Origin of the sequence: Rhodanobacter ginsenosidimutans (assembly GCF_042655685.1) — a bacterium.
Lineage (GTDB): Bacteria > Pseudomonadota > Gammaproteobacteria > Xanthomonadales > Rhodanobacteraceae > Rhodanobacter > Rhodanobacter ginsenosidimutans.
The window spans coordinates 402,889-419,721 of record NZ_JBHSMM010000002.1 but is presented as its reverse complement, the minus strand read 5'-3'; the positions used below and the strand labels follow the sequence as shown (position 1 = coordinate 419,721).

22 protein-coding genes are annotated in these 16,833 nt (G+C 65.8%); 9 read left to right on the top strand and 13 right to left on the bottom strand.

The window, feature by feature from the left end; translation table 11 throughout:
* The first annotated feature begins 23 nt into the window (after positions 1–23).
* The 3 genes from ACFPK0_RS11760 to ACFPK0_RS11750 are packed head-to-tail and all read left to right on the top strand — an operon-like array spanning position 24 to position 2,618.
* Complete coding sequence (locus tag ACFPK0_RS11760; RefSeq protein WP_082520147.1) at positions 24–1,115, top strand: protein-glutamate methylesterase/protein-glutamine glutaminase; 1,092 nt, start codon at positions 24–26, stop codon at positions 1,113–1,115.
* A gap of 17 nt (positions 1,116–1,132) precedes the next feature.
* Entirely contained in the window at positions 1,133–2,311 is a 1,179-nt protein-coding gene (locus ACFPK0_RS11755; protein ID WP_056077263.1) for a methyl-accepting chemotaxis protein, read from the top strand.
* A 10-nt stretch (positions 2,312–2,321) separates the two neighbouring features.
* The gene (locus ACFPK0_RS11750) at positions 2,322–2,618 is read left to right on the top strand and encodes an STAS domain-containing protein (RefSeq protein WP_056077265.1); all 297 of its coding nucleotides are present in this window, start codon (positions 2,322–2,324) and stop codon (positions 2,616–2,618) included.
* Positions 2,619–2,732: 114 nt separating this feature from the next.
* Here the strand turns inward: ACFPK0_RS11750 and ACFPK0_RS11745 are convergent, their stop codons facing one another.
* The 6 genes from ACFPK0_RS11745 to cdd all read right to left on the bottom strand — a co-directional run bounded on the left by ACFPK0_RS11745 (position 2,733) and on the right by cdd (position 6,379).
* Complete coding sequence (locus ACFPK0_RS11745; RefSeq protein ID WP_056077267.1) at positions 2,733–3,095, bottom strand: hypothetical protein; 363 nt, start codon at positions 3,093–3,095, stop codon at positions 2,733–2,735.
* Between the two features lie 269 nt (positions 3,096–3,364).
* Positions 3,365–3,727 carry a hypothetical protein gene (locus tag ACFPK0_RS11740; protein WP_056077270.1) on the bottom strand — a complete coding sequence of 121 codons (363 nt, stop codon included), beginning with the start codon at positions 3,725–3,727 and terminating at the stop codon, positions 3,365–3,367.
* A 72-nt stretch (positions 3,728–3,799) separates the two neighbouring features.
* Positions 3,800–4,387: an NUDIX hydrolase gene (locus tag ACFPK0_RS11735; protein WP_056077273.1), complete on the bottom strand. Its 588-nt coding sequence runs from the start codon at positions 4,385–4,387 to the stop codon at positions 3,800–3,802.
* A 64-nt stretch (positions 4,388–4,451) separates the two neighbouring features.
* Positions 4,452–5,339 (bottom strand): 5'-3' exonuclease, encoded by an 888-nt coding sequence (locus ACFPK0_RS11730; protein ID WP_377340965.1) that lies wholly within the window; start codon positions 5,337–5,339, stop codon positions 4,452–4,454.
* Positions 5,339–5,908 (bottom strand): nitroreductase family protein, encoded by a 570-nt coding sequence (locus ACFPK0_RS11725; RefSeq protein WP_056077280.1) that lies wholly within the window; start codon positions 5,906–5,908, stop codon positions 5,339–5,341. Before ACFPK0_RS11725 ends, ACFPK0_RS11730 begins: the two co-directional genes overlap by 1 nt.
* A gap of 60 nt (positions 5,909–5,968) precedes the next feature.
* The gene (gene cdd / locus ACFPK0_RS11720) at positions 5,969–6,379 is read right to left on the bottom strand and encodes a cytidine deaminase (protein ID WP_056077283.1); all 411 of its coding nucleotides are present in this window, start codon (positions 6,377–6,379) and stop codon (positions 5,969–5,971) included.
* 114 nt (positions 6,380–6,493) lie between these two features.
* Between cdd and ACFPK0_RS11715 the strand changes: the two genes are divergently transcribed.
* A complete protein-coding gene (locus ACFPK0_RS11715; RefSeq protein ID WP_056077286.1) occupies positions 6,494–7,594 on the top strand; it encodes an NAD(P) transhydrogenase subunit alpha in 1,101 nt (366 codons plus the stop codon).
* A gap of 67 nt (positions 7,595–7,661) precedes the next feature.
* Here the strand turns inward: ACFPK0_RS11715 and ACFPK0_RS11710 are convergent, their stop codons facing one another.
* Genes ACFPK0_RS11710 through ACFPK0_RS11700 form a run of 3 tightly spaced genes read right to left on the bottom strand, consistent with a single transcriptional unit; the run spans position 7,662 to position 9,205 of the window.
* Positions 7,662–8,189: a DUF3106 domain-containing protein gene (locus ACFPK0_RS11710; RefSeq protein WP_056077289.1), complete on the bottom strand. Its 528-nt coding sequence runs from the start codon at positions 8,187–8,189 to the stop codon at positions 7,662–7,664.
* Positions 8,190–8,192: 3 nt separating this feature from the next.
* Entirely contained in the window at positions 8,193–8,627 is a 435-nt protein-coding gene (locus tag ACFPK0_RS11705; RefSeq protein WP_200945306.1) for a hypothetical protein, read from the bottom strand.
* Entirely contained in the window at positions 8,624–9,205 is a 582-nt protein-coding gene (locus ACFPK0_RS11700) for an RNA polymerase sigma factor (RefSeq protein ID WP_056080677.1), read from the bottom strand. Before ACFPK0_RS11700 ends, ACFPK0_RS11705 begins: the two co-directional genes overlap by 4 nt.
* A gap of 136 nt (positions 9,206–9,341) precedes the next feature.
* Between ACFPK0_RS11700 and ACFPK0_RS11695 the strand changes: the two genes are divergently transcribed.
* Both ACFPK0_RS11695 and ACFPK0_RS11690 read left to right on the top strand, forming a co-directional pair.
* Entirely contained in the window at positions 9,342–9,650 is a 309-nt protein-coding gene (locus ACFPK0_RS11695) for an NAD(P) transhydrogenase subunit alpha part 2 (protein WP_056077291.1), read from the top strand.
* Positions 9,647–11,104, top strand: coding sequence for an NAD(P)(+) transhydrogenase (Re/Si-specific) subunit beta (locus tag ACFPK0_RS11690; protein ID WP_056077295.1), 1,458 nt, complete (start codon positions 9,647–9,649; stop codon positions 11,102–11,104). The genes ACFPK0_RS11695 and ACFPK0_RS11690 overlap by 4 nt, the downstream gene beginning before the upstream one ends.
* 61 nt (positions 11,105–11,165) lie before the next feature.
* Here ACFPK0_RS11690 and ACFPK0_RS11685 read toward each other — a convergent pair whose 3' ends face one another.
* Complete coding sequence (locus tag ACFPK0_RS11685; RefSeq protein WP_056077297.1) at positions 11,166–11,594, bottom strand: hypothetical protein; 429 nt, start codon at positions 11,592–11,594, stop codon at positions 11,166–11,168.
* A gap of 206 nt (positions 11,595–11,800) precedes the next feature.
* Here ACFPK0_RS11685 and sufT point away from each other — a divergent pair, with 206 nt between their 5' ends.
* Positions 11,801–12,358: a putative Fe-S cluster assembly protein SufT gene (gene sufT, locus ACFPK0_RS11680; protein ID WP_056077299.1), complete on the top strand. Its 558-nt coding sequence runs from the start codon at positions 11,801–11,803 to the stop codon at positions 12,356–12,358.
* A gap of 231 nt (positions 12,359–12,589) precedes the next feature.
* On the opposite strand, the gene ACFPK0_RS11675 is transcribed toward sufT, so the two are convergent.
* The 3 genes from ACFPK0_RS11675 to ACFPK0_RS11665 all read right to left on the bottom strand — a co-directional run bounded on the left by ACFPK0_RS11675 (position 12,590) and on the right by ACFPK0_RS11665 (position 15,447).
* Positions 12,590–12,910 (bottom strand): H-NS histone family protein, encoded by a 321-nt coding sequence (locus ACFPK0_RS11675; RefSeq protein WP_056077304.1) that lies wholly within the window; start codon positions 12,908–12,910, stop codon positions 12,590–12,592.
* A 280-nt stretch (positions 12,911–13,190) separates the two neighbouring features.
* Positions 13,191–14,888, bottom strand: coding sequence for a proline--tRNA ligase (locus tag ACFPK0_RS11670; RefSeq protein ID WP_377340959.1), 1,698 nt, complete (start codon positions 14,886–14,888; stop codon positions 13,191–13,193).
* A 130-nt stretch (positions 14,889–15,018) separates the two neighbouring features.
* On the bottom strand, positions 15,019–15,447 hold the full coding sequence (locus tag ACFPK0_RS11665) for a DUF4124 domain-containing protein (protein ID WP_056077310.1): 429 nt from the start codon (positions 15,445–15,447) through the stop codon (positions 15,019–15,021).
* 104 nt (positions 15,448–15,551) lie between these two features.
* Between ACFPK0_RS11665 and ACFPK0_RS11660 the strand changes: the two genes are divergently transcribed.
* Together ACFPK0_RS11660 and ACFPK0_RS11655 are read left to right on the top strand one after the other, a co-directional pair.
* Positions 15,552–16,334, top strand: a complete 783-nt coding sequence (locus ACFPK0_RS11660) for a CDP-alcohol phosphatidyltransferase family protein (protein WP_056077313.1) — start codon at positions 15,552–15,554, stop codon at positions 16,332–16,334.
* Positions 16,331–16,831, top strand: coding sequence for a hypothetical protein (locus ACFPK0_RS11655; protein ID WP_377340956.1), 501 nt, complete (start codon positions 16,331–16,333; stop codon positions 16,829–16,831). The genes ACFPK0_RS11660 and ACFPK0_RS11655 overlap by 4 nt, the downstream gene beginning before the upstream one ends.
* The last annotated feature ends 2 nt before the right edge of the window (positions 16,832–16,833 follow it).

Here is a 16,833-nt window from a genome sequence, read left to right as displayed (position 1 = left end):
ATTACGGCAGGGTGATGGACAACATGGAAAGAGTGCGTGTTCTGGTGGTCGATGACTCCGCATTGGTGCGCAAGCTGATGTCGACCATGCTTGCCTGCGATCCGGCGATCGAGGTGGTCGGCACCGCTGCCGATCCGTTGATCGCGCGCGAGAAGATCAAACAGCTGAACCCGCACGTGCTCACCCTGGACGTCGAGATGCCGCGCATGGACGGCCTCACCTTCCTGGAGAACCTGATGCGGCTGCGACCGATGCCGGTGGTGATGGTGTCGTCGCTGACCGTCGAGGGCGCGGACGTGACCTTGCGCGCGCTGGAACTGGGTGCGGTGGATTTTTTCGCCAAGCCCGACAGTGACCTGGCCAGCCGTTTCGGCGAAAGCGCGCAGGAGATCTGCCACAAGGTGAAGATGGCGGCCACCACGCGGCCGCGCGCGCGCACCGCCGTGCGCAAGCTGGACGTGCCGCCACGCCTGTCGGCCGACGCCGTGCTGCCGCGCGCGCAGACCGCGGGTACCCGTGGCGGCAGCCCGCTGATCGCGGTGGGCGCATCCACCGGCGGCACCGAAGCGGTGCGCGTGCTGCTGGAAGCGATGCCACCGGATGCGCCGCCGATCCTGGTGACCCAGCACATCCCGGCGGCGTTCAGCGGCCCCTTCGCGGCGCGGATGGACCGCTGCTCGGCGATGCGCGTATGCGAGGCCCGCGACGGCCAGCCCATCCAGAGCGGCCATGTCTACATCGCGCCGGGCAGCCACCACCTGCTGGTGATGTGGGACGGCGCGCGCTACGTGTGCCGTTTGCACGACGGCCCGGCGGTGAACCGGCACAAGCCCAGCGTGGACGTGCTGTTCCGTTCGCTGGCGGCCAGCGCCGGGGCGGCCACGGTCGCGGTGCTGCTTACCGGCATGGGCGACGATGGCGCGCGCGGCCTGCTGGAATTGCATCAGGCTGGCGCCACCACCCTGGTGCAGGATGAAGAAAGCTCGGTCGTCTGGGGCATGCCCGGTTCGGCCTGGAAGCTCGGTGCGGCTAGCGAAATGCAGCCGCTGGACCATATTGCCGCGCGCCTGCTTGCGCTGACGCGCCAAACTCACGTAAGCGCCACGAGCGCCTGACCTGCGGATCGTCACTCATGCTTTTCACTGCCCCCAGCGCCACCAAATATCCCGTCTACGGCGGGCTTGCCAGTGCGGTTGCCTTGCTGCTTGCCCTGTTCGTGCGCGAAGCCTGGCTGGCGCCGTTGCTGATCGTGCTTCTCACCATCGTGTGGATCATCGAAAGCCGGACACGCAACACTGAACAGGTGCCCGCGGCGGCGCCCGGCAACATCGAGCCCGTGCGCGAGGCGCTGGATGACATGCGCGGCGCAGTGGTGGACGAGTTGGGCCACGCCACCCGCGAGCTGCACCAGGGCCTGGACCTGCTGCGCGATGCCGTGCTCGAACTCGGCGGCGGCTTCGACGGCTTGTCCAACAAGACCGCGCTGCAGCAGTCGCTGCTGAAACAGATCATCGGCGGGCAGGAGGGTGGTGTCTCGGTGCAGGATTTCGCGGCGCGCACTGCCGACCTGCTGCAGCATTTCGTGGGCATGATCGTGCAGATGTCGCGCGAGAGCCTGCGCATCGTCTACCGCATCGACGGCATGGCCAAGGAAATGGACGCCGTGTTCGGCCTGCTGCGCAACGTCAACACCATTGCCGAAGAAACCAACCTGCTGGCGCTGAACGCGGCGATCGAGGCGGCGCGCGCGGGCGAATCCGGTCGCGGTTTCGCGGTGGTCGCCGGCGAGATCCGCAACCTGGCCAGCAACTCCAACCAGTTCAACGAGCAGATCGGCAGCCACGTGGAGCGTGCGCGCGCCGCGATGGAGCAGCTGCGCGGGCTGGTGGGCACCATGGCCTCGCAGGATCTGAACGTGGCGCTGTCGGCCAAGGGCGGCATCGACGCGATGATGGCGCACGTCACCGAGAGCGACGCGCGTACCAGCGCCGTGGCCGACCAGGTCGTCGAAATCAGCCGTGGCCTGGGCAGCGACGTGTCCACCACCATCCGCTCGCTGCAGTTCGAGGACATCCTCAGCCAGCTGATCAACCAGACCCGCACGCGCCTGATGGAGCTGCAGGAAGTCACCGCCGAGTGCACCCGCGACATCGAAGAGCTGGCCTGCGGGCCGGACGACGCCGAAGTGCTGCAGGCCCACGCGCAGCGCCTGCGCAGCCGCCTGGCCATCCAGCGCGAGAAAGCCCGGCTGCGTTCGCGCGGCCCGGCCTTGCAAAGCTCGATGGACGCCGGCGAGATCGAGCTATTCTGAGGAACCCACCATGATCGTCCACCACGACAGCGACAACGATTGCCTCACCCTGCAACTGGGCGAGCGCTTCGACTTCAGTATCCACCGTGAATTCCACGACGCCTGCCTGCGCGACGGTGTCGCCCGCAGCTATGTCATCGACTTCAGCGAAGTGAGCAGCATGGACAGCTCCGCGCTGGGCATGCTGCTTCTGCTGCGCGAGCATGCCGGCGCGGACAAGGCCGACATCCGCATCGTCAACGCCGGTACCGAACTGCGCGGCACCTTGCGCGTGGCCGGCTTCGACAAGCTGTTCGTACTGCATTGAGCGGGCGCCCGCGTGGCGGGCCGCGCATCCATCCGTCAGTGGGTCATGGGATGGCGGGCATAAAAAAGGCTCCTTTCGGAGCCTTTTTCGTTTCCATCGGTGCGCTTTGAAGACTTACCAGATGCGCACGTCCGTGATCGTGGCGGTGAACGCGCTCATGCCGTCCTTGTAGCGGAACAGGCGGCCCACGTCGAAGCTGACCTTGTCGCCCGGGCCGATGTTGCCGGTGCCGGCGGGCCACACGTCCTTGCTCTGCAGGACGTTGCCCTTGTCGTCCTTGATGTCGATGCGGATCTGCCCCGCGGCTGCTTCGGCGCAATGGTTGACCAGGTCACCGCGCAGGGTGATGCGCGTGGACGAACCCACGCTGGTCATGGCCGGCGAGAAGTTGGCGATAGCGAAATCCTTGACGGCGCAGGCCGCATGCGCACCCATCGGCAGCAGAAACAAGGCAGTGGCGGCAAATAGTATTTTCATAGGTGAGTGTCCATCCGTACAAAGCCAGAACAAGTCGATATACCCATGATCGGCCACGCCGCCGGATTCTTTAGCCGCACCCACGACGATGCACGCCGCACGCCGGCACCGCCCGTTTTCAGCGGTGGCCGGGCGCAGCGAGGCGGCTCGGCGTCATCGCCGGGCGGTGTTCTTTTCTACGGAGGGATGGCGTTTACGCCGGTGCGATTGTCGCCGTTCGTATCACCGGGGGAGGCCACCGCATGCGCGGCGGCGGCCCCGGCTGGTGCTTACCAGGTGCGCACGTTGATGATGCTGACGGTGTAGGTGTCCATGTCCGACTGGTAGCGGAACAAGCGGCCGAGGTCGAACTTGGCCGTTTCGCCCGGGGCAATGTTGGACGTGCCGGCCGGCCAGCCTTCCTTGCTCTGCAGCACCTTGCCGCTGGCGTCCTTCGCTTCGATCCGGATCTGGGCTGCCGAGGCGGTGGCGCAGTGGTTGGCCAGCTCGCCGGCGAGGCGCAGGCGCATGGAGGAGCCGGAACCGGGAACCTGCGGCTTGAACTCGGTGATCGTGAAATCGGTGGGCGAGCAGGCGGCATGGGCAGCCAGCGGCGACAGCAACAGCAGAGCGGAGGCAAGCAGAATTTTCATGGGGACGGATCCATCTGTGGGGGGACGCCGATGTGGGTCGGCATACTCATGGCGGCAATCCGTCGAAAATCTTTAGCTCTTTTTGTTCGCCGCTTCGGTGGCCGGGGCGCCGTGCTCGATGAACCACAGGCCGGCGAACAGCTTGGGGTCGATCGAATAACCTTCGGCGGCGCGCGCGAACAGCCAGGCACCGGCGTCGCGCCGCGGTACTTCGTGGACGACGATGTTTTCCGTTTCGTCGCCACCGCCCGGGCCGACTTTCTCCAGCTCCCACGCCCGCACGAACGCGATCATCTCGGTACTCATGCCCGAGGACGACGGACCGGTGTGGATAAACTCCACGCGCTGGCAGCGGTAGCCGGTTTCCTCTTCCAGCTCGCGCTGGGCGGCCAGCAGCGCGCCCTCATCGGCCTGGTCCGGCAGGTCGCCGACCAGGCCGGCCGGCATCTCGATGGTGTTTTGCAGGATCGACACCCGGTACTGCTCGACGAACAGCACCTTGTCCTCCGGCGTTACCGCCAGGATGATCACTGCGCCGCCGGGGTTGTTGCGCTCGGCGTACTCCCAGCGGCCACGCTTGCGCAGGCTGAGCCAGCGGCCTTCGCACAGGGTTTCCACGGGAGCATGCGCGTCGGCCGGCACATTTTCAGCTGGGGTCATCGTTGTCGCCTGTCAAAGGGATACGGCCATGGTGATACCGCGCGGCGCGGGCAACAACCGGGCGTCAACGCAGCAGGGCACGCAGGCGGCTGCGGGTGAAGGCGCCGAACCGCAGCTGTTCGCACAGCGCTTCCAGTACGGCGGGGTCGGCGGGGCGCCGCTGCAGCGCTTCGGTCGTGGTCATGCCCGGTGCGTCCAGCGCGATCCGCGTCAGCCGCCGGTAAGTACGCGCGTTCTCCGCGTGTTCGCGCAGCTTGACGGCGCAGCTGGCCGCGCCACGCAAGCGCAGGAAGGCCACCTCGTCGATGCGGTCGAGCAGGTTGTCGAGGCTGCCGAAATGGGTGAGCAGCGCCGCGGCGGTTTTCGCACCCACGCCCGGCACGCCGGGGATGTTGTCGATCGCGTCGCCGCACAACGCCAGGTAGTCGGCGACCTGATGCGGGTGCACGCCCAGCTTTTCATGCACACCGCCCGGACCCCAGCGCAGGTTGCGCGCGTAGTCCCACTGTTCGTCGTGTTCGCCCAGCAACTGGCCGAAATCCTTGTCGGCCGACACGATGACGCTGCGCCAGCCCTGCATGCGCAGGTTCCAGGCGGTGCTGCCGATCAGGTCGTCGGCTTCGTAGGCGTGGTCGATCATCATGCAGATGCCGAGCGCCTCGGTCACCGCGCGACATTGCACGAACTGGCGCTCCAGCGACGGCGGCGGCAGTTCGCGGTTGGCCTTGTAGGCGGGGTAGATCGTGTTGCGGAACGAACTGGTCAGCGAAGCGTCGAACGCCACCGCGATGTGGTCCGGCTGCGCCCGTTCCAGCAGTTCGCACAGGAAGCGGGTGAACCCGTGCACGGCGTTGATCGATTGCCCGTCGGCATCGAAAAACTCGTCCGGCATGGAATGCCAGGCGCGAAAGACATAGAGGCTGCCGTCCACCAGGTGGACGGTGGACGGCATCACGCTGTCCATGTGCTGAGCAGGTCGTCCAACGCGGGCCGGTCGCGATCGGCGATGTCCGCCTGCGGCGTGCCGATATGGACGAAACCGATCACCTGTTCGTTGTCGGCCAGGCCCAGGATGGCGGCGGCATCGCGGTCGTAGGCAGCCCAGCCAGTGAGCCACTGCGCGCCGAAACCCAGCGCATGGGTGCCCAGCAGCAGGTTGTGCGCCACGCAGCCGGCGGACAGCTGCTGCTCGATGACGGGCACCTTGGCGTGGGTGTCGATATTCGCCACCACCACGATCACCAGCGGCGCAAAGAGGTAGCGCCGTCGATCCTTGTCGAGCTTGGCGTCGGAGATGTCCGGATGCTTGGCGAGCGACAGCGCCACCAGCTTTTCGCCGAATTGCAGCTTCGCCTCACCCTGCAACCGGATCAGGCGAAACGGCACCAGCTTGCCGTGGTCGGGCACCCGCACCGCTGCCTCAAGCAGGGTGCGCAAGGTGGCTTCATCGGGAGCGGGCGCGCCCAGTTGCGGCGCGGGGACGGAGTGGCGTTGTTGCAACAGTGTCAGTCCGGAAAGCATGGGGAACTCGATGATGCGGGAACGCCCATGCTAGGAGTGGATGCGCTGGAAGCCAAGCAATTACCGGGACAACGTGAACGCGCCCGGCAGCAGTGCATCCACCGTGGTTTCCGACATGTCGCCGCGCAGATTGGCCAGCAGCACCGGCATCCGCGCATCGCACAGTTCGGCCATCACCTGGCGGCAGGCGCCGCAGGGGCTGGCCACACCATCGGTATCGGTAACCACGGCCAACGCGGCGAAGTCGCCGGGCTGGCAGCCGGCCGCCACCGCGTTGAAAAGGGCGGTGCGCTCGGCGCAGTTGCACAGGCCGTAGGCGGCGTTTTCCACGTTGCAGCCCTGGAATGGACGGCCATCACGGGTAAGCAGCGACGCACCTACCTTGAACTTCGAATACGGCGCGTAGGCCCGGTCACGCGCCTCGCGTGCCAGGGTCAGCAGGTCTTCGGACGTTTCGCGGGGTAGCGACACCGGCTATATCCATGCAGACAGCGGGAGCGTCGGCGGCGGCAGGGACATCACACGCCAGGCAACTGCGCCCATGGGCACGCTAAGATAACCCAACTCTCCAGCAGGGAACGTCCGATGTCGATGACCGTAGCCGCCTTGAGTGAAACCGCCGCAGGGGAACGACGCGTGGCGATCACGCCGGAGATGGCCAAGAAATGGCGGGCCCGCGGTGTACGTATCCTGCTGCAGCATGATGCGGGGCGCGCCGCCGGTTTTCCCGATGCGGCCTATGCGGACGTGGAATTCGCCGACGCGGCCGCGGTGCTGGCGCAAGCGGATCTGCTGGCCTGCGTGCTGCCGCCTGACGATGCGGCGCTGGCGCAGTTGCGGCCGGGCAGTGTAGTGGTGGGTCAGTTGCGCCCGCACGGCGCATCCGCGCGCATCGCGCAACTCGTCGACGCCAAGCTGACCGCCTTTTCGCTGGAACTGCTGCCGCGAACCACGCGGGCGCAGGCGATGGACGTGCTCAGTTCGCAGGCGGCGGTGGCAGGTTACCGGGCCATGCTTATCGCAGCCGAGGCCTCGCCGAAATTCTTCCCGATGCTGACCACCGCCGCCGGCACCATCCGGCCGTCCAAAGTGCTGGTGATCGGTGCCGGCGTGGCGGGGTTGCAGGCGATCGCCACGGCACGCCGGCTGGGTGCGCAAACGGAAGGCTACGACGTGCGCCCGGAAACCCGCGAACAGGTGGAGTCGCTGGGCGCGAAGTTCCTGGAGCTGGGTGTCAGCGCCGCTGGCAGCGGCGGTTACGCGCGCGAGTTGTCGGCGGAGGAACGCGCCGCGCAGCAGCAGGCCCTGGCCGAGCACCTGAAATCCATCGACGTGATCGTGACCACCGCCGCGGTGCCGGGCCGACCGGCGCCGAAGATCCTCAGCGCGGCGATGGTCGAGGGCATGAAGCCGGGCGCGCTGATCGTGGATCTCGCCGCCGAAGGCGGTGGCAACTGCGAACTCACCCAGCCGGGCCAGCGGGTGGAGCACGCTGGCGTGGTGATCCTGGGGCCGCTCAACCTGCCGGCCGGTGCGCCTTTGCACGCCTCGGAAATGTACGCGCGCAACGTCTTCAACTTTGGCGAGCTGCTGCTGCGTGACGGCGCGCTGGCACCGGATTTCGAGGATGAGCTGGTGGCCAAGAGCTGCGTGAGCCACGCCGGCGAGGCCCGTTTCACGGCGTGAGTGTCGTGCGGTAGGCCGGGTGATTCGCCGCGACGATGAGGTCGCGGCTTCCGGTTCGGTCAGACCATCACTGCGGATGTGATGGTGGCGACGGTTGGTCCGATGAAGGCGGTTGCGCCGCGGGCGCCGTCGGTTCGCGCCATTCCAGCCGCTGTTTCGGCGTCAGCGCGCGCCACTCGCGTATGAGGCGCTCGCGCTGCGGCGGCGGCAGGCTCTGGAAATGCTCGAACGTGGCGTGCAGTTGTTCGCGCTGCTCGCGCGGCATCTTGTGGAACTCGCGCATGTTGGCGCGGGCCTGCCGGCGCTGCTCGGGTGTCATCTGCTGCCAACGGGCGATGCGCTCGCGGATTTCCGCGCGCTTTTCCGGTGGCAGCGTGGCCCAGTGTTCGGCGCGACGGAGCATGTGCGCCCGTTTGCGTGGCGACAAGCTGTCCCACTCCTGCTGCAGCGGTGCCAGCACGTCGCGCTGGGCGGCGGAAAGGCTGCTCCAGGATGGCGGCGGCGTACCCGCGTCGTCCTGCGGTGGGGCGGCAAAGGCATTGCCAAGCGCGCCGGCCAGCAGCAGGGAGAGTGCGATGCGGAGTAGTGGTTTCATGACTCAGCGCGTCGTCGGGTGGTGGTCGGCAGCAGCCAGCCAGGTGTAGAAATCGAGGTTCTGGTAGAGCACCGGATCGGTCTTGTCGGCATCCGGCGGCAACTCGTTGTCGAGGTCGGTGGCTGCCTCGACGGTGGTGGCTGGCCGGTTGCTGCCTTGCGGCAACGGTTGCCACAGCATCAGCGACGCCAGGGCGATCACCGCCACGGCGCCGGACGGAATCAGCCAGCGGCTGACCTGGTGCGATGGCTTGCCTGCCGTCTCCAGCGCCTGCCGGCGGGCCGCGCGCAAGCGCCCGGCGGTTGCCGGGTCGACGCGTCGGCCAGCTTCGCGGTAAAGCTCGCGGGCGCGCTGTTGCAGCCGCTGGTCGGACAGGTCGCCCGCCAGGCTGCCGGATCGATCACCAGGCCGGGTGGACTCGGTGTCGGGCATGTTCATCGCCAGTTCTCCAGTTGGTCGCGCAAGGTGTGCATGGCGCGCGACAGATGGGTTTTCACGCTGCCTTCGCTGCAGCCCATGGCTTGCGCCGTTTCCTTGCCGTCGAGGCCTTCCAGCATGCGCAGCATGAAAGCTTCGCGCTGGCGCCTCGGCAAGGTGTTCACCGCGGCGGCCATGTCTGCATAGGACTGCACGTCGTGCAGCCGGTCGAGCGGGCCTGGGTTCTGGTCAGCGGGCTCCCATACCGGGAGTTCGTCGCCATCCTTGTCGTGGCCGCCGCCGAGCCAGCCCACCACGATCGAGCGCACCTTGCGCCGCCGCTGCAGGTCGACCACGCGCCGCCGCAGGATGCCCCAGAACAGCGGCGCCCATTCTGCGGCGGGCTTGTCCCGGTAGTGCTTCACCAGCCGCAGCATCGCGTCCTGCACCGCGTCCATGGCGTCTTCGCGGTGACGCAACTGCATCTCGGCCATGCGGAACGCGCGGCGCTCGACCTGCGCCAGGAACGCGTCCAGCGTGGCCGGTGTCGCCTCATCGAGCACCATGTCCGCGCCAAGCGCGTCGACCGCCGTATTCATGGCTGGCGCGCCCGTGTCGTCGCGTGCTGCATTTTCGGGCTCCATCGTTCGACTCCATAGCTTGAACGCGCCAAGCTCGCGCCGGTTGACGGACAACCGTATGATGCGTGAACCAAGTTCCTGACAGGGTGGGGTCATGATCGACGGTTTCCTGGCACTTTACATCTTCATGCTGGCCGCGTTCTGCGGTTACGAAATCATCGCGCGGGTGCCGGTGATCCTGCATACGCCGTTGATGTCCGGCTCCAACTTCATCCACGGCATCGTGCTGGTGGGCGCGATGATCGCGCTCGGTCATGCACAGACCCCGTTCGAGATAACCATCGGCTTCGTGGGCGTGCTGCTTGGCGCCGGCAATGCCGCGGGTGGCTACGTGGTGACCGAGCGCATGCTGGAGATGTTCAAGTCGAGCAAGCCGGGCGCCGGCAAGGGAGATCAGGGATGAGCCTGCTGCCGACCTTGATCAAGGCGTGTTATTTCCTCGCCGCGCTGCTGTTCATCCTGGGGCTGAAACGCATGAGCTCGCCGCGCACGGCGCGCGGCGGCATCGTGTGGGCCGGTGTGGGCATGCTGCTGGCGGTGCTGGCGACGTTCTTCCTGCCAGACATGCACAACCGCAGCCTGATTGTTGCCGCCGTGCTTATTGGCGTCAGCGCCGCGTGGTGGACCGGTCGGCGCGTGGCGATGACGGCGATGCCGCAGATGGTGGCTCTGTACAACGGCATGGGCGGCGGCGCGGCGGCGGCCATCGGCGCGGTCGAGCTGATCGGCTACGCGCGTGCGTTGGGGCTGCTGCACGTGGTGCCGAATACCTCGCCGCTGCAGCCGGAGAGCTGGGCGATAAACGGTCTGCCGCCGATGCTGTCGCCGGTGGAGCTGTCGCTGGGCGTGCTGGGTGCCTTGATCGGCACGGTGAGTTTTTCCGGTTCGCTGGTCGCTTTCGCCAAGCTGCAAGGGTGGATGGACAAGCGCTTCGTGTTCCCCGGCCAGCGCGTGGTGAACATGCTGCTGCTGGCCGCCGCGGTTGTGGTGGGCGTGGTACTGGCGTCCGGCCATGTCAGCGGGCCTCTGATCGCACTTTTCTTCGTGCTGGCGTTGCTGTTCGGCCTGCTGATGACGTTGCCGATCGGCGGCGCCGATATGCCGGTGGTGATCTCGCTGTACAACGCGTTCACCGGCCTGGCCGTGTCGTTCGAGGGTTTTGTGCTGGGCAACGAGGCGATGATCATCGCCGGCATGGTGGTCGGCGCGGCCGGCACCTTGCTGACCCAGTTGATGGCCAAGGCGATGAACCGTTCGATCGGCAATGTGCTGTTCGGCAGTTTCGGTGCGGCCGGTGGCGAGGCGCAGGCGATCGAGGGCGCGCAAAAGCCGGTCGAGGCCAGCGATGCGGCGGTGATGATGGCCTACGCCGAGCGCGTGGTGATCGTGCCCGGCTACGGCCTGGCGGTGGCGCAGGCGCAGCATAAGGTATGGGAGTTCGCCCAGTTGCTGATCAAGCGCGGGGTGAAGGTGAAATTCGCCATTCACCCGGTGGCCGGCCGCATGCCCGGGCACATGAACGTGCTGCTGGCCGAGGCGGGCGTGCCCTACGACCTGATTGCCGACATGGACGAGATCAACCCGGAATTCCCCGCTACCGACGTGGCGCTGGTGATCGGCGCGAACGACGTGGTGAATCCGCTGGCCAAGACCGACCCGGCTTCGCCGATCTATGGCATGCCGATTCTCGACGTCAGCGCCGCGAAACACGTGATCGTGATCAAGCGTGGCAAGGGCACCGGCTTTGCCGGCATCGAGAATGCGCTGTTCTACGCTGACAACACCCGCATGCTGTACGGCGATGGCCAGGCTGCCGCGGGCCAGCTGGTGAACGAGCTGAAATCGCTGGACGACTGAGCGCGCGTGATGCGATCGAGGAAAACCACGGAAAGTGGTTTTCCTCGACAGTGCCGACGCGTCAGTTGCTCCGCCGGGGCCGGCTTGCGAGTACCGCAGCCAGCCCGGCGGCGACCAGGTACCAGCCGGCATCAGCCGCCGAGAAGCCCATCCGCGCCAGTTGCAGCAGCATGCCGGCGCCCGCCGTGCGCAGCGCGTCGACGATACCCATGCCCATGTTGGCGGCAACCAGCGCACCAGCCATCAGCACATTGACGTACAGCGCCGCCAGCAGTGCGGCGAGCGCGGCAAGTAACGCCGCGAAGCGGCCCGGCGACTGCACCCAGTGCCGTATGGTCCATGCCAGCACCACGGCAAACGGCAACGCCAGCCAGGACGTGGCGTGGCCCGCGTAGAGAGCGGCCACCATCCACACGGCGCCAGCCGCGAGTCCCAGCATGGCAGCGCAGACGAGGGCGAACAGCGCGCGGAAAACGGAATGCACGCTCATGAATGCGACGGGCGCGAAAGAATGGCGGTCACATTGATTCCCCGGATAAAGCCCCGATCATAACGCGAGCGCGAAGAGCCACGCCCGTCGCGGGCGGCTGACTGGCTCTCGCTTGATCTGGAACAAGCAGCCCGGGGCGACGGGCGGCATAATAGAGCGCCGGCGCGGTGTCTTGTCGCGCCCATTGATTCGGGTTGGACAGTGGTATGAGTGGTTTCAGTTTGAGCAGCGAACCTTTCACCCTGTTGCGTGATTGCAACGCGGTGATGGTGCCGCAAGGTGAGGTGATCACCTTGCCGGCCGGTCAGATCGGCTACATCACGCAGGCGCTGGGCGGCAGTTTCACGGTCTATGTCGACGGCAACCTGTTCCGTATTGCGGGCGACGATGCCGATGCACTGGGCAAGCCGCCACCGGAGGCGATCGAAGTGGCTGCCGATGCCACCAACGAGGACGTTGAAAAACTGGCCTGGGACCAGTTGCGCACCGTGTTCGATCCGGAAATCCCGGTAAACGTGGTCGACCTTGGGCTGGTTTACGACCTCAGCCTGGAGCAGACCGCCGAAGGCGATCGCAAGGTCTACGTGAAACTCACCCTGACCGCACCCGGCTGCGGCATGGGCGACATCCTGGTGGACGACGCGCGCACCAAGCTGGAGATGATCCCCACCATTATCGAGGCGGACGTGGATCTGGTATTCGATCCGCCATGGAGTCACTCGATGATGTCGGACGCGGCGAAACTCGAAACCGGCATGCTCTGACCCAAGCGTGCAACCCCGGCCGGCGACCTGGCCAGGCCTCAGCGCTCAACAAACACCGTAATTCCTCTCCCCCAAGGGAGAGGTAGCTTTTTTGGCTGGCCGGAGTGCTCAGCTCCACATATCGCGCCCAAAGAAAAAGCCCGCAGGCGTCCAGGACACCTACGGGCTTGATACTTTTCAATCGGTGCGGCATGGATCACTGCACGCCCGTTGCAACACGCAAGCGCTAAATCAGATCGCCAGATCCTTTTCCTTCTTGCCCGCCTTCAAGGCATCGTTGTACCAGCGCGGGCGCTTGCCGCGGCCGGACCAGGTCTGGGCCGGGTCGGCGGGGTTGCGGTATTTCGGTGCCACCGGACCGGTGCGACGGGACTTGCCGCGGCTCTGGCCGAAAATGTCCTCGAAGCTGTAACCCTCGGCCTTGATCAGCGCGTGGACTTTCTCGCGCAGCTTGACCACCTTTTCCTTGCGCAGCTCCGTCTGGCGCGTTTGTGCCTTGCTGATCAGTTCGTTGAGCTGGTTATGGTTGAGGTTCTTGATATCGACGGCCATGGGGAACTCCGGGAGTGGTTATCAGTAATGTGGAATTGGCTGCAACGGGGTGGAACAAACGAAGTGCCACTGCATGATTCTCCACGAAAAGAAAATTGAATGCAAAGCAGGCGCCCATTAGCTACACGCGTCCCCTGTGACGATTAACTCGATCACATCGGTTTCACGTGGTCCGGGGGCGCCGTAATGCATTGCCGTGTAGTTAATTTGCGGCCGCCGCCCGATAACGGGGCGGCATTCGTGTGCTGTCGTGACAGGTACTTTGTACCCGCTGCGCGAATCAGACAAGCAGGTCGAATAGCTGTTCCTGGGTAATGGCCCGGCTCTCGGTTTCGGTACGCCCGCGATATTCAAGCGTGCCCGCGGTGAGGCCGCGGTCGCTGATCACCACCCGGTGCGGAATGCCGATCAATTCCATGTCGGCGAACATGCCGCCGGGACGCAGGCCGCGGTCATCCAGCACGGTTTCGATACCGCGTGCATTGAGTGCTTCATAGAGTGCCTGCGCTGCTTCGCTTACCGCCGGCAGGTGCTTCGGGTTGATTACGCAAACCGCGACACGCCATGGCGCCATCGCTTCGGGCCACACGATGCCGGCGTCGTCGTGGCGCTGCTCGATGGCCGCCGCCACGATGCGGCTCACGCCAATGCCGTAGCAGCCCATGGTCATTACCTGCGTCTTGCCCTGGTCATTCAGCACCACGGCGTCGAGTGCTTCGGCGTATTTCGTACCGAGCTGGAATACGTGGCCTACTTCGATACCCCGCGCAATATGCAGGATGCCTTCGCCATCGGGTGAACGATCGCCCTCGACCACATTGCGGATATCGGCGATGCGGGTGACGCGCACATCACGCTCCCAGTTGGCGCCCGTGTAATGGGTGCCGTCGGCATTGCCGCCGCAAACGAAATCGGCGAGCACGGCGGCGTCGCGATCGACAATGACCGGAATCGAATCAGGCAGTTTCACCGGCCCGATGGAGCCCGGGCGGGTTCCGACGGCGGCGAGGATTTCTTCCTCGCTCGCCAGTATCGATTCGCCACCCAGCTCGTCGAGCTTCGCCGCCTTGACCTCGTTGACCTGGTGGTCGCCACGCAGGCACAGCGCGACGAGCCCGTCGCGTCCGCGCAGCAGCAGGGTCTTCACACAACGGTCGGGTGAGACGCCGAGGAATGCAGCGACGTCCTCGATGGTTTTCTGGGTGGGCGTAGCCACTTGCTGCAACGCCGTCGTGGCGGCCGGGCGCTCACTGGTGGGCGCCAGCGCTTCTGCTTTCTCGATATTGGCCGCGTAATCGGAACCGTCGGAAAACGCGATGGCGTCCTCGCCCGAATCGGCCAGCACCTGGAACTCGTGGCTGGCATTGCCGCCAATCGCGCCGGTATCCGCCTGCACCGCGCGGAAGCTCAGCCCAAGGCGGGTGAAAATGCGGGTGTAGGCCTGATACATCACCGCATAGGTGGCGGCCAGCGATTCCTGCGTGAGGTGGAAGGAATAAGCGTCCTTCATCAGGAATTCGCGCGCGCGCATTACACCGAAGCGTGGGCGGATCTCGTCGCGGAACTTCGTCTGGATCTGGTAGAAATTGACCGGCAGCTGCTTGTAGCTTTTCAGCTCGTTGCGGGCAAAGTCGGTAATGACTTCCTCGTGCGTGGGGCCGTAGCAGAACTCCTGCTGCTTGCGATCCTTGATTTTCAGCAGCTGTCCGCCGAATTTCTCCCAGCGGCCGGTTTCTTCCCAGAGTTCACGCGGCTGCACCGACGGCATCAGCAGTTCGATCGCGCCGGCGCGGTTCATTTCCTCGCGCACCACGTTTTCGACCTTGCGCAACACGCGCAGCCCCAGCGGCGACCAGGTGTACAGGCCGGAGGCCAGCCGCCGGATCATGCCGGCGCGAAGCATCAGCTTGTGGCTGGCGATTTCGGCGTCGGCAGGGATTTCCTTGACGGTGGCCAGGTGGAATTGGCTGAGGCGCATGCGAGTGGATCCGGCGGAGGGGAAAGGCGCCGATTATAGCCGTCAGACCGCGCTGGAAGCCGCTATGCAGCGTGAATGCGGGTTTTTCGCCGGCGCGTTTGAAAGGCGCGCCGATGGGGGTGAACGTAAATCAGTTGGCCTGGCAATATTGCTGATATTGCGCTTCGTCCGCCGCGATCTGCTGCTTGCGCTGGGTATCGTCCAGCGCCGTCGATTTTCCGGCCTGCTGCATCACCACCGGGCCGGTGCCCTTGAGCATCTTCAGATTGTTCTGCAGGGAGTCGCAAAGCGTCTTGCGGTTGGCGGGTGTGTCCGCGATCGGCTGGCTGGACGCCGGGGCGGGCTGTGCTTCGGTGGTAGCTGCCGGCGTTTGCGCCTGCGGGTCTTGCGCGGGCGCCGCGGCGGATTCGACCGTCTTTATCCTTTTGAAATCGACACCGGAGGCCGGTGCGGTCTGCGAGTAATGCACGGTGCCTTGGCTGTCGGTCCATTTGTAGACCTGCGCCACGGCCAGCGGCGTTAGCAGCATCAGCGCCACGGCGATCAACGAACGTTGCATGGAGTGTCCCCTGGATGAGATACGCAGGCCGTCCTTGTTATCACTCCGGCGATCGGGACTCAAGCGATGGTTTACACTTCGCGCATCCTGTCACGGTTTGATTCATGAGCGAGCAAATGCCAGTCCGCGCGCCTCGGCACCGGGGTATCTACCTGTTGCCCAACCTGTTCACCACCGGGGCAATGTTTGCCGGGTTCTACGCGATCATCGCCAGCATCAGCGGCTTCTATTCCGATGCGGCAGTGGCGGTGTTCTTCGCCGCCGTGCTCGATGGCATGGATGGCCGGGTGGCAAGAATGACCGGCACCCAGAGCGAATTCGGCGTGCAGTACGACTCGCTGTCCGACTTGATCAGCTTCGGTCTGGCGCCTTCGCTGGTGCTGTACACGTGGTCGTTGTCCGCGCTGAAGGATTTCGGCCCGCTGTGGGGCAAGCTGGGCTGGGCCGCTGCCTTCATCTACGCCGCCTGCGCCGCCTTGCGGTTGGCGCGGTTCAATACCCAGGTCAGCGTGATCGACAAGCGCTATTTCCAGGGGCTGGCCAGCCCCGCTGCGGCCGGTGTCTGCATGTCATTCGTGTGGAGCATGGAGAAATTCGACGTGCCGGGTGCCGAGCTGTGCTTCGTGGTGCCGTTCATCGCCGTGATTACCGGTTTGTTGATGGTGAGCCGGTTTCGCTATTACAGCTTCAAGTCGCTGCCGACCGGCGATCGCCAGCGGGTACCGTTCGGCTGGATGGTCGGTGCGGTGCTGTTGCTGGCGCTGCTGATTCTGGACACGCCGCGGGTATTGCTGGCGGGGTTCACGATTTACCTGTTGTCCGGCCCGGTAATGACGCTGTGGGGTTTGGCCGAGCACCGGCGGCGGGGACGCCGCGGCAACGCATGAACGCGGCCGCGAGCCATGTCGACGCCGTCCATCGTGCGCGGGTGTTGCGCGCGCTGGGCATGGTGCCGTGGGTACGCCGCGCCGCGCCCACGCCGCTGGCTACGCAAGAAGACATCACGGCTGCGCCGCCGGTGCAGGGCGACGATGCGCCAGGCGCCTGCGTGGTGGTCTTGCCGGGCGGCTGCGCCATGCGCGAGCTCGACCTGCTGGGACGCACGTTCGGTGCCTGTGGTGCCTGGCTGGCGCGTGCCGCGCGGGTCAGCGTGAATGCGGCAGGCGAACTGGCGGAGGCACCGCCAGCGGCGCGCGCGTATTTGGTGTTCGGTGAAACCCAGGCCCACGCGCTGGGTCGGAGCCTGCCGGCCGAGGTGATGCAGCGCGCGCAGATCGTGCTGGTCGACGAGCCGTCGCAGGTGCTGTCGCACGCAGCCTCCAAGCGGCGCTTGTGGACCGCAGTGCGCACGCTGCACCGTGCGCTGGCTGGCGTCACGGGCTGACG

Coding starts and splice junctions, on each gene's coding strand:
- ACFPK0_RS11760 (WP_082520147.1), top strand. CDS start 24: ATGGAAAGAGTGCGTGTTCTGGTGGTCGATGACTCCGCATTGGTGCGC.
- ACFPK0_RS11755 (WP_056077263.1), top strand. CDS start 1,133: ATGCTTTTCACTGCCCCCAGCGCCACCAAATATCCCGTCTACGGCGGG.
- ACFPK0_RS11750 (WP_056077265.1), top strand. CDS start 2,322: ATGATCGTCCACCACGACAGCGACAACGATTGCCTCACCCTGCAACTG.
- ACFPK0_RS11745 (WP_056077267.1), bottom strand. CDS start 3,095: ATGAAAATACTATTTGCCGCCACTGCCTTGTTTCTGCTGCCGATGGGT.
- ACFPK0_RS11740 (WP_056077270.1), bottom strand. CDS start 3,727: ATGAAAATTCTGCTTGCCTCCGCTCTGCTGTTGCTGTCGCCGCTGGCT.
- ACFPK0_RS11735 (WP_056077273.1), bottom strand. CDS start 4,387: ATGACCCCAGCTGAAAATGTGCCGGCCGACGCGCATGCTCCCGTGGAA.
- ACFPK0_RS11730 (WP_377340965.1), bottom strand. CDS start 5,339: ATGCCGTCCACCGTCCACCTGGTGGACGGCAGCCTCTATGTCTTTCGC.
- ACFPK0_RS11725 (WP_056077280.1), bottom strand. CDS start 5,908: ATGCTTTCCGGACTGACACTGTTGCAACAACGCCACTCCGTCCCCGCG.
- ACFPK0_RS11715 (WP_056077286.1), top strand. CDS start 6,494: ATGTCGATGACCGTAGCCGCCTTGAGTGAAACCGCCGCAGGGGAACGA.
- ACFPK0_RS11710 (WP_056077289.1), bottom strand. CDS start 8,189: ATGAAACCACTACTCCGCATCGCACTCTCCCTGCTGCTGGCCGGCGCG.
- ACFPK0_RS11705 (WP_200945306.1), bottom strand. CDS start 8,627: ATGAACATGCCCGACACCGAGTCCACCCGGCCTGGTGATCGATCCGGC.
- ACFPK0_RS11700 (WP_056080677.1), bottom strand. CDS start 9,205: ATGAATACGGCGGTCGACGCGCTTGGCGCGGACATGGTGCTCGATGAG.
- ACFPK0_RS11695 (WP_056077291.1), top strand. CDS start 9,342: ATGATCGACGGTTTCCTGGCACTTTACATCTTCATGCTGGCCGCGTTC.
- ACFPK0_RS11690 (WP_056077295.1), top strand. CDS start 9,647: ATGAGCCTGCTGCCGACCTTGATCAAGGCGTGTTATTTCCTCGCCGCG.
- ACFPK0_RS11685 (WP_056077297.1), bottom strand. CDS start 11,594: ATGAGCGTGCATTCCGTTTTCCGCGCGCTGTTCGCCCTCGTCTGCGCT.
- sufT (WP_056077299.1), top strand. CDS start 11,801: ATGAGTGGTTTCAGTTTGAGCAGCGAACCTTTCACCCTGTTGCGTGAT.
- ACFPK0_RS11675 (WP_056077304.1), bottom strand. CDS start 12,910: ATGGCCGTCGATATCAAGAACCTCAACCATAACCAGCTCAACGAACTG.
- ACFPK0_RS11670 (WP_377340959.1), bottom strand. CDS start 14,888: ATGCGCCTCAGCCAATTCCACCTGGCCACCGTCAAGGAAATCCCTGCC.
- ACFPK0_RS11665 (WP_056077310.1), bottom strand. CDS start 15,447: ATGCAACGTTCGTTGATCGCCGTGGCGCTGATGCTGCTAACGCCGCTG.
- ACFPK0_RS11660 (WP_056077313.1), top strand. CDS start 15,552: ATGAGCGAGCAAATGCCAGTCCGCGCGCCTCGGCACCGGGGTATCTAC.
- ACFPK0_RS11655 (WP_377340956.1), top strand. CDS start 16,331: ATGAACGCGGCCGCGAGCCATGTCGACGCCGTCCATCGTGCGCGGGTG.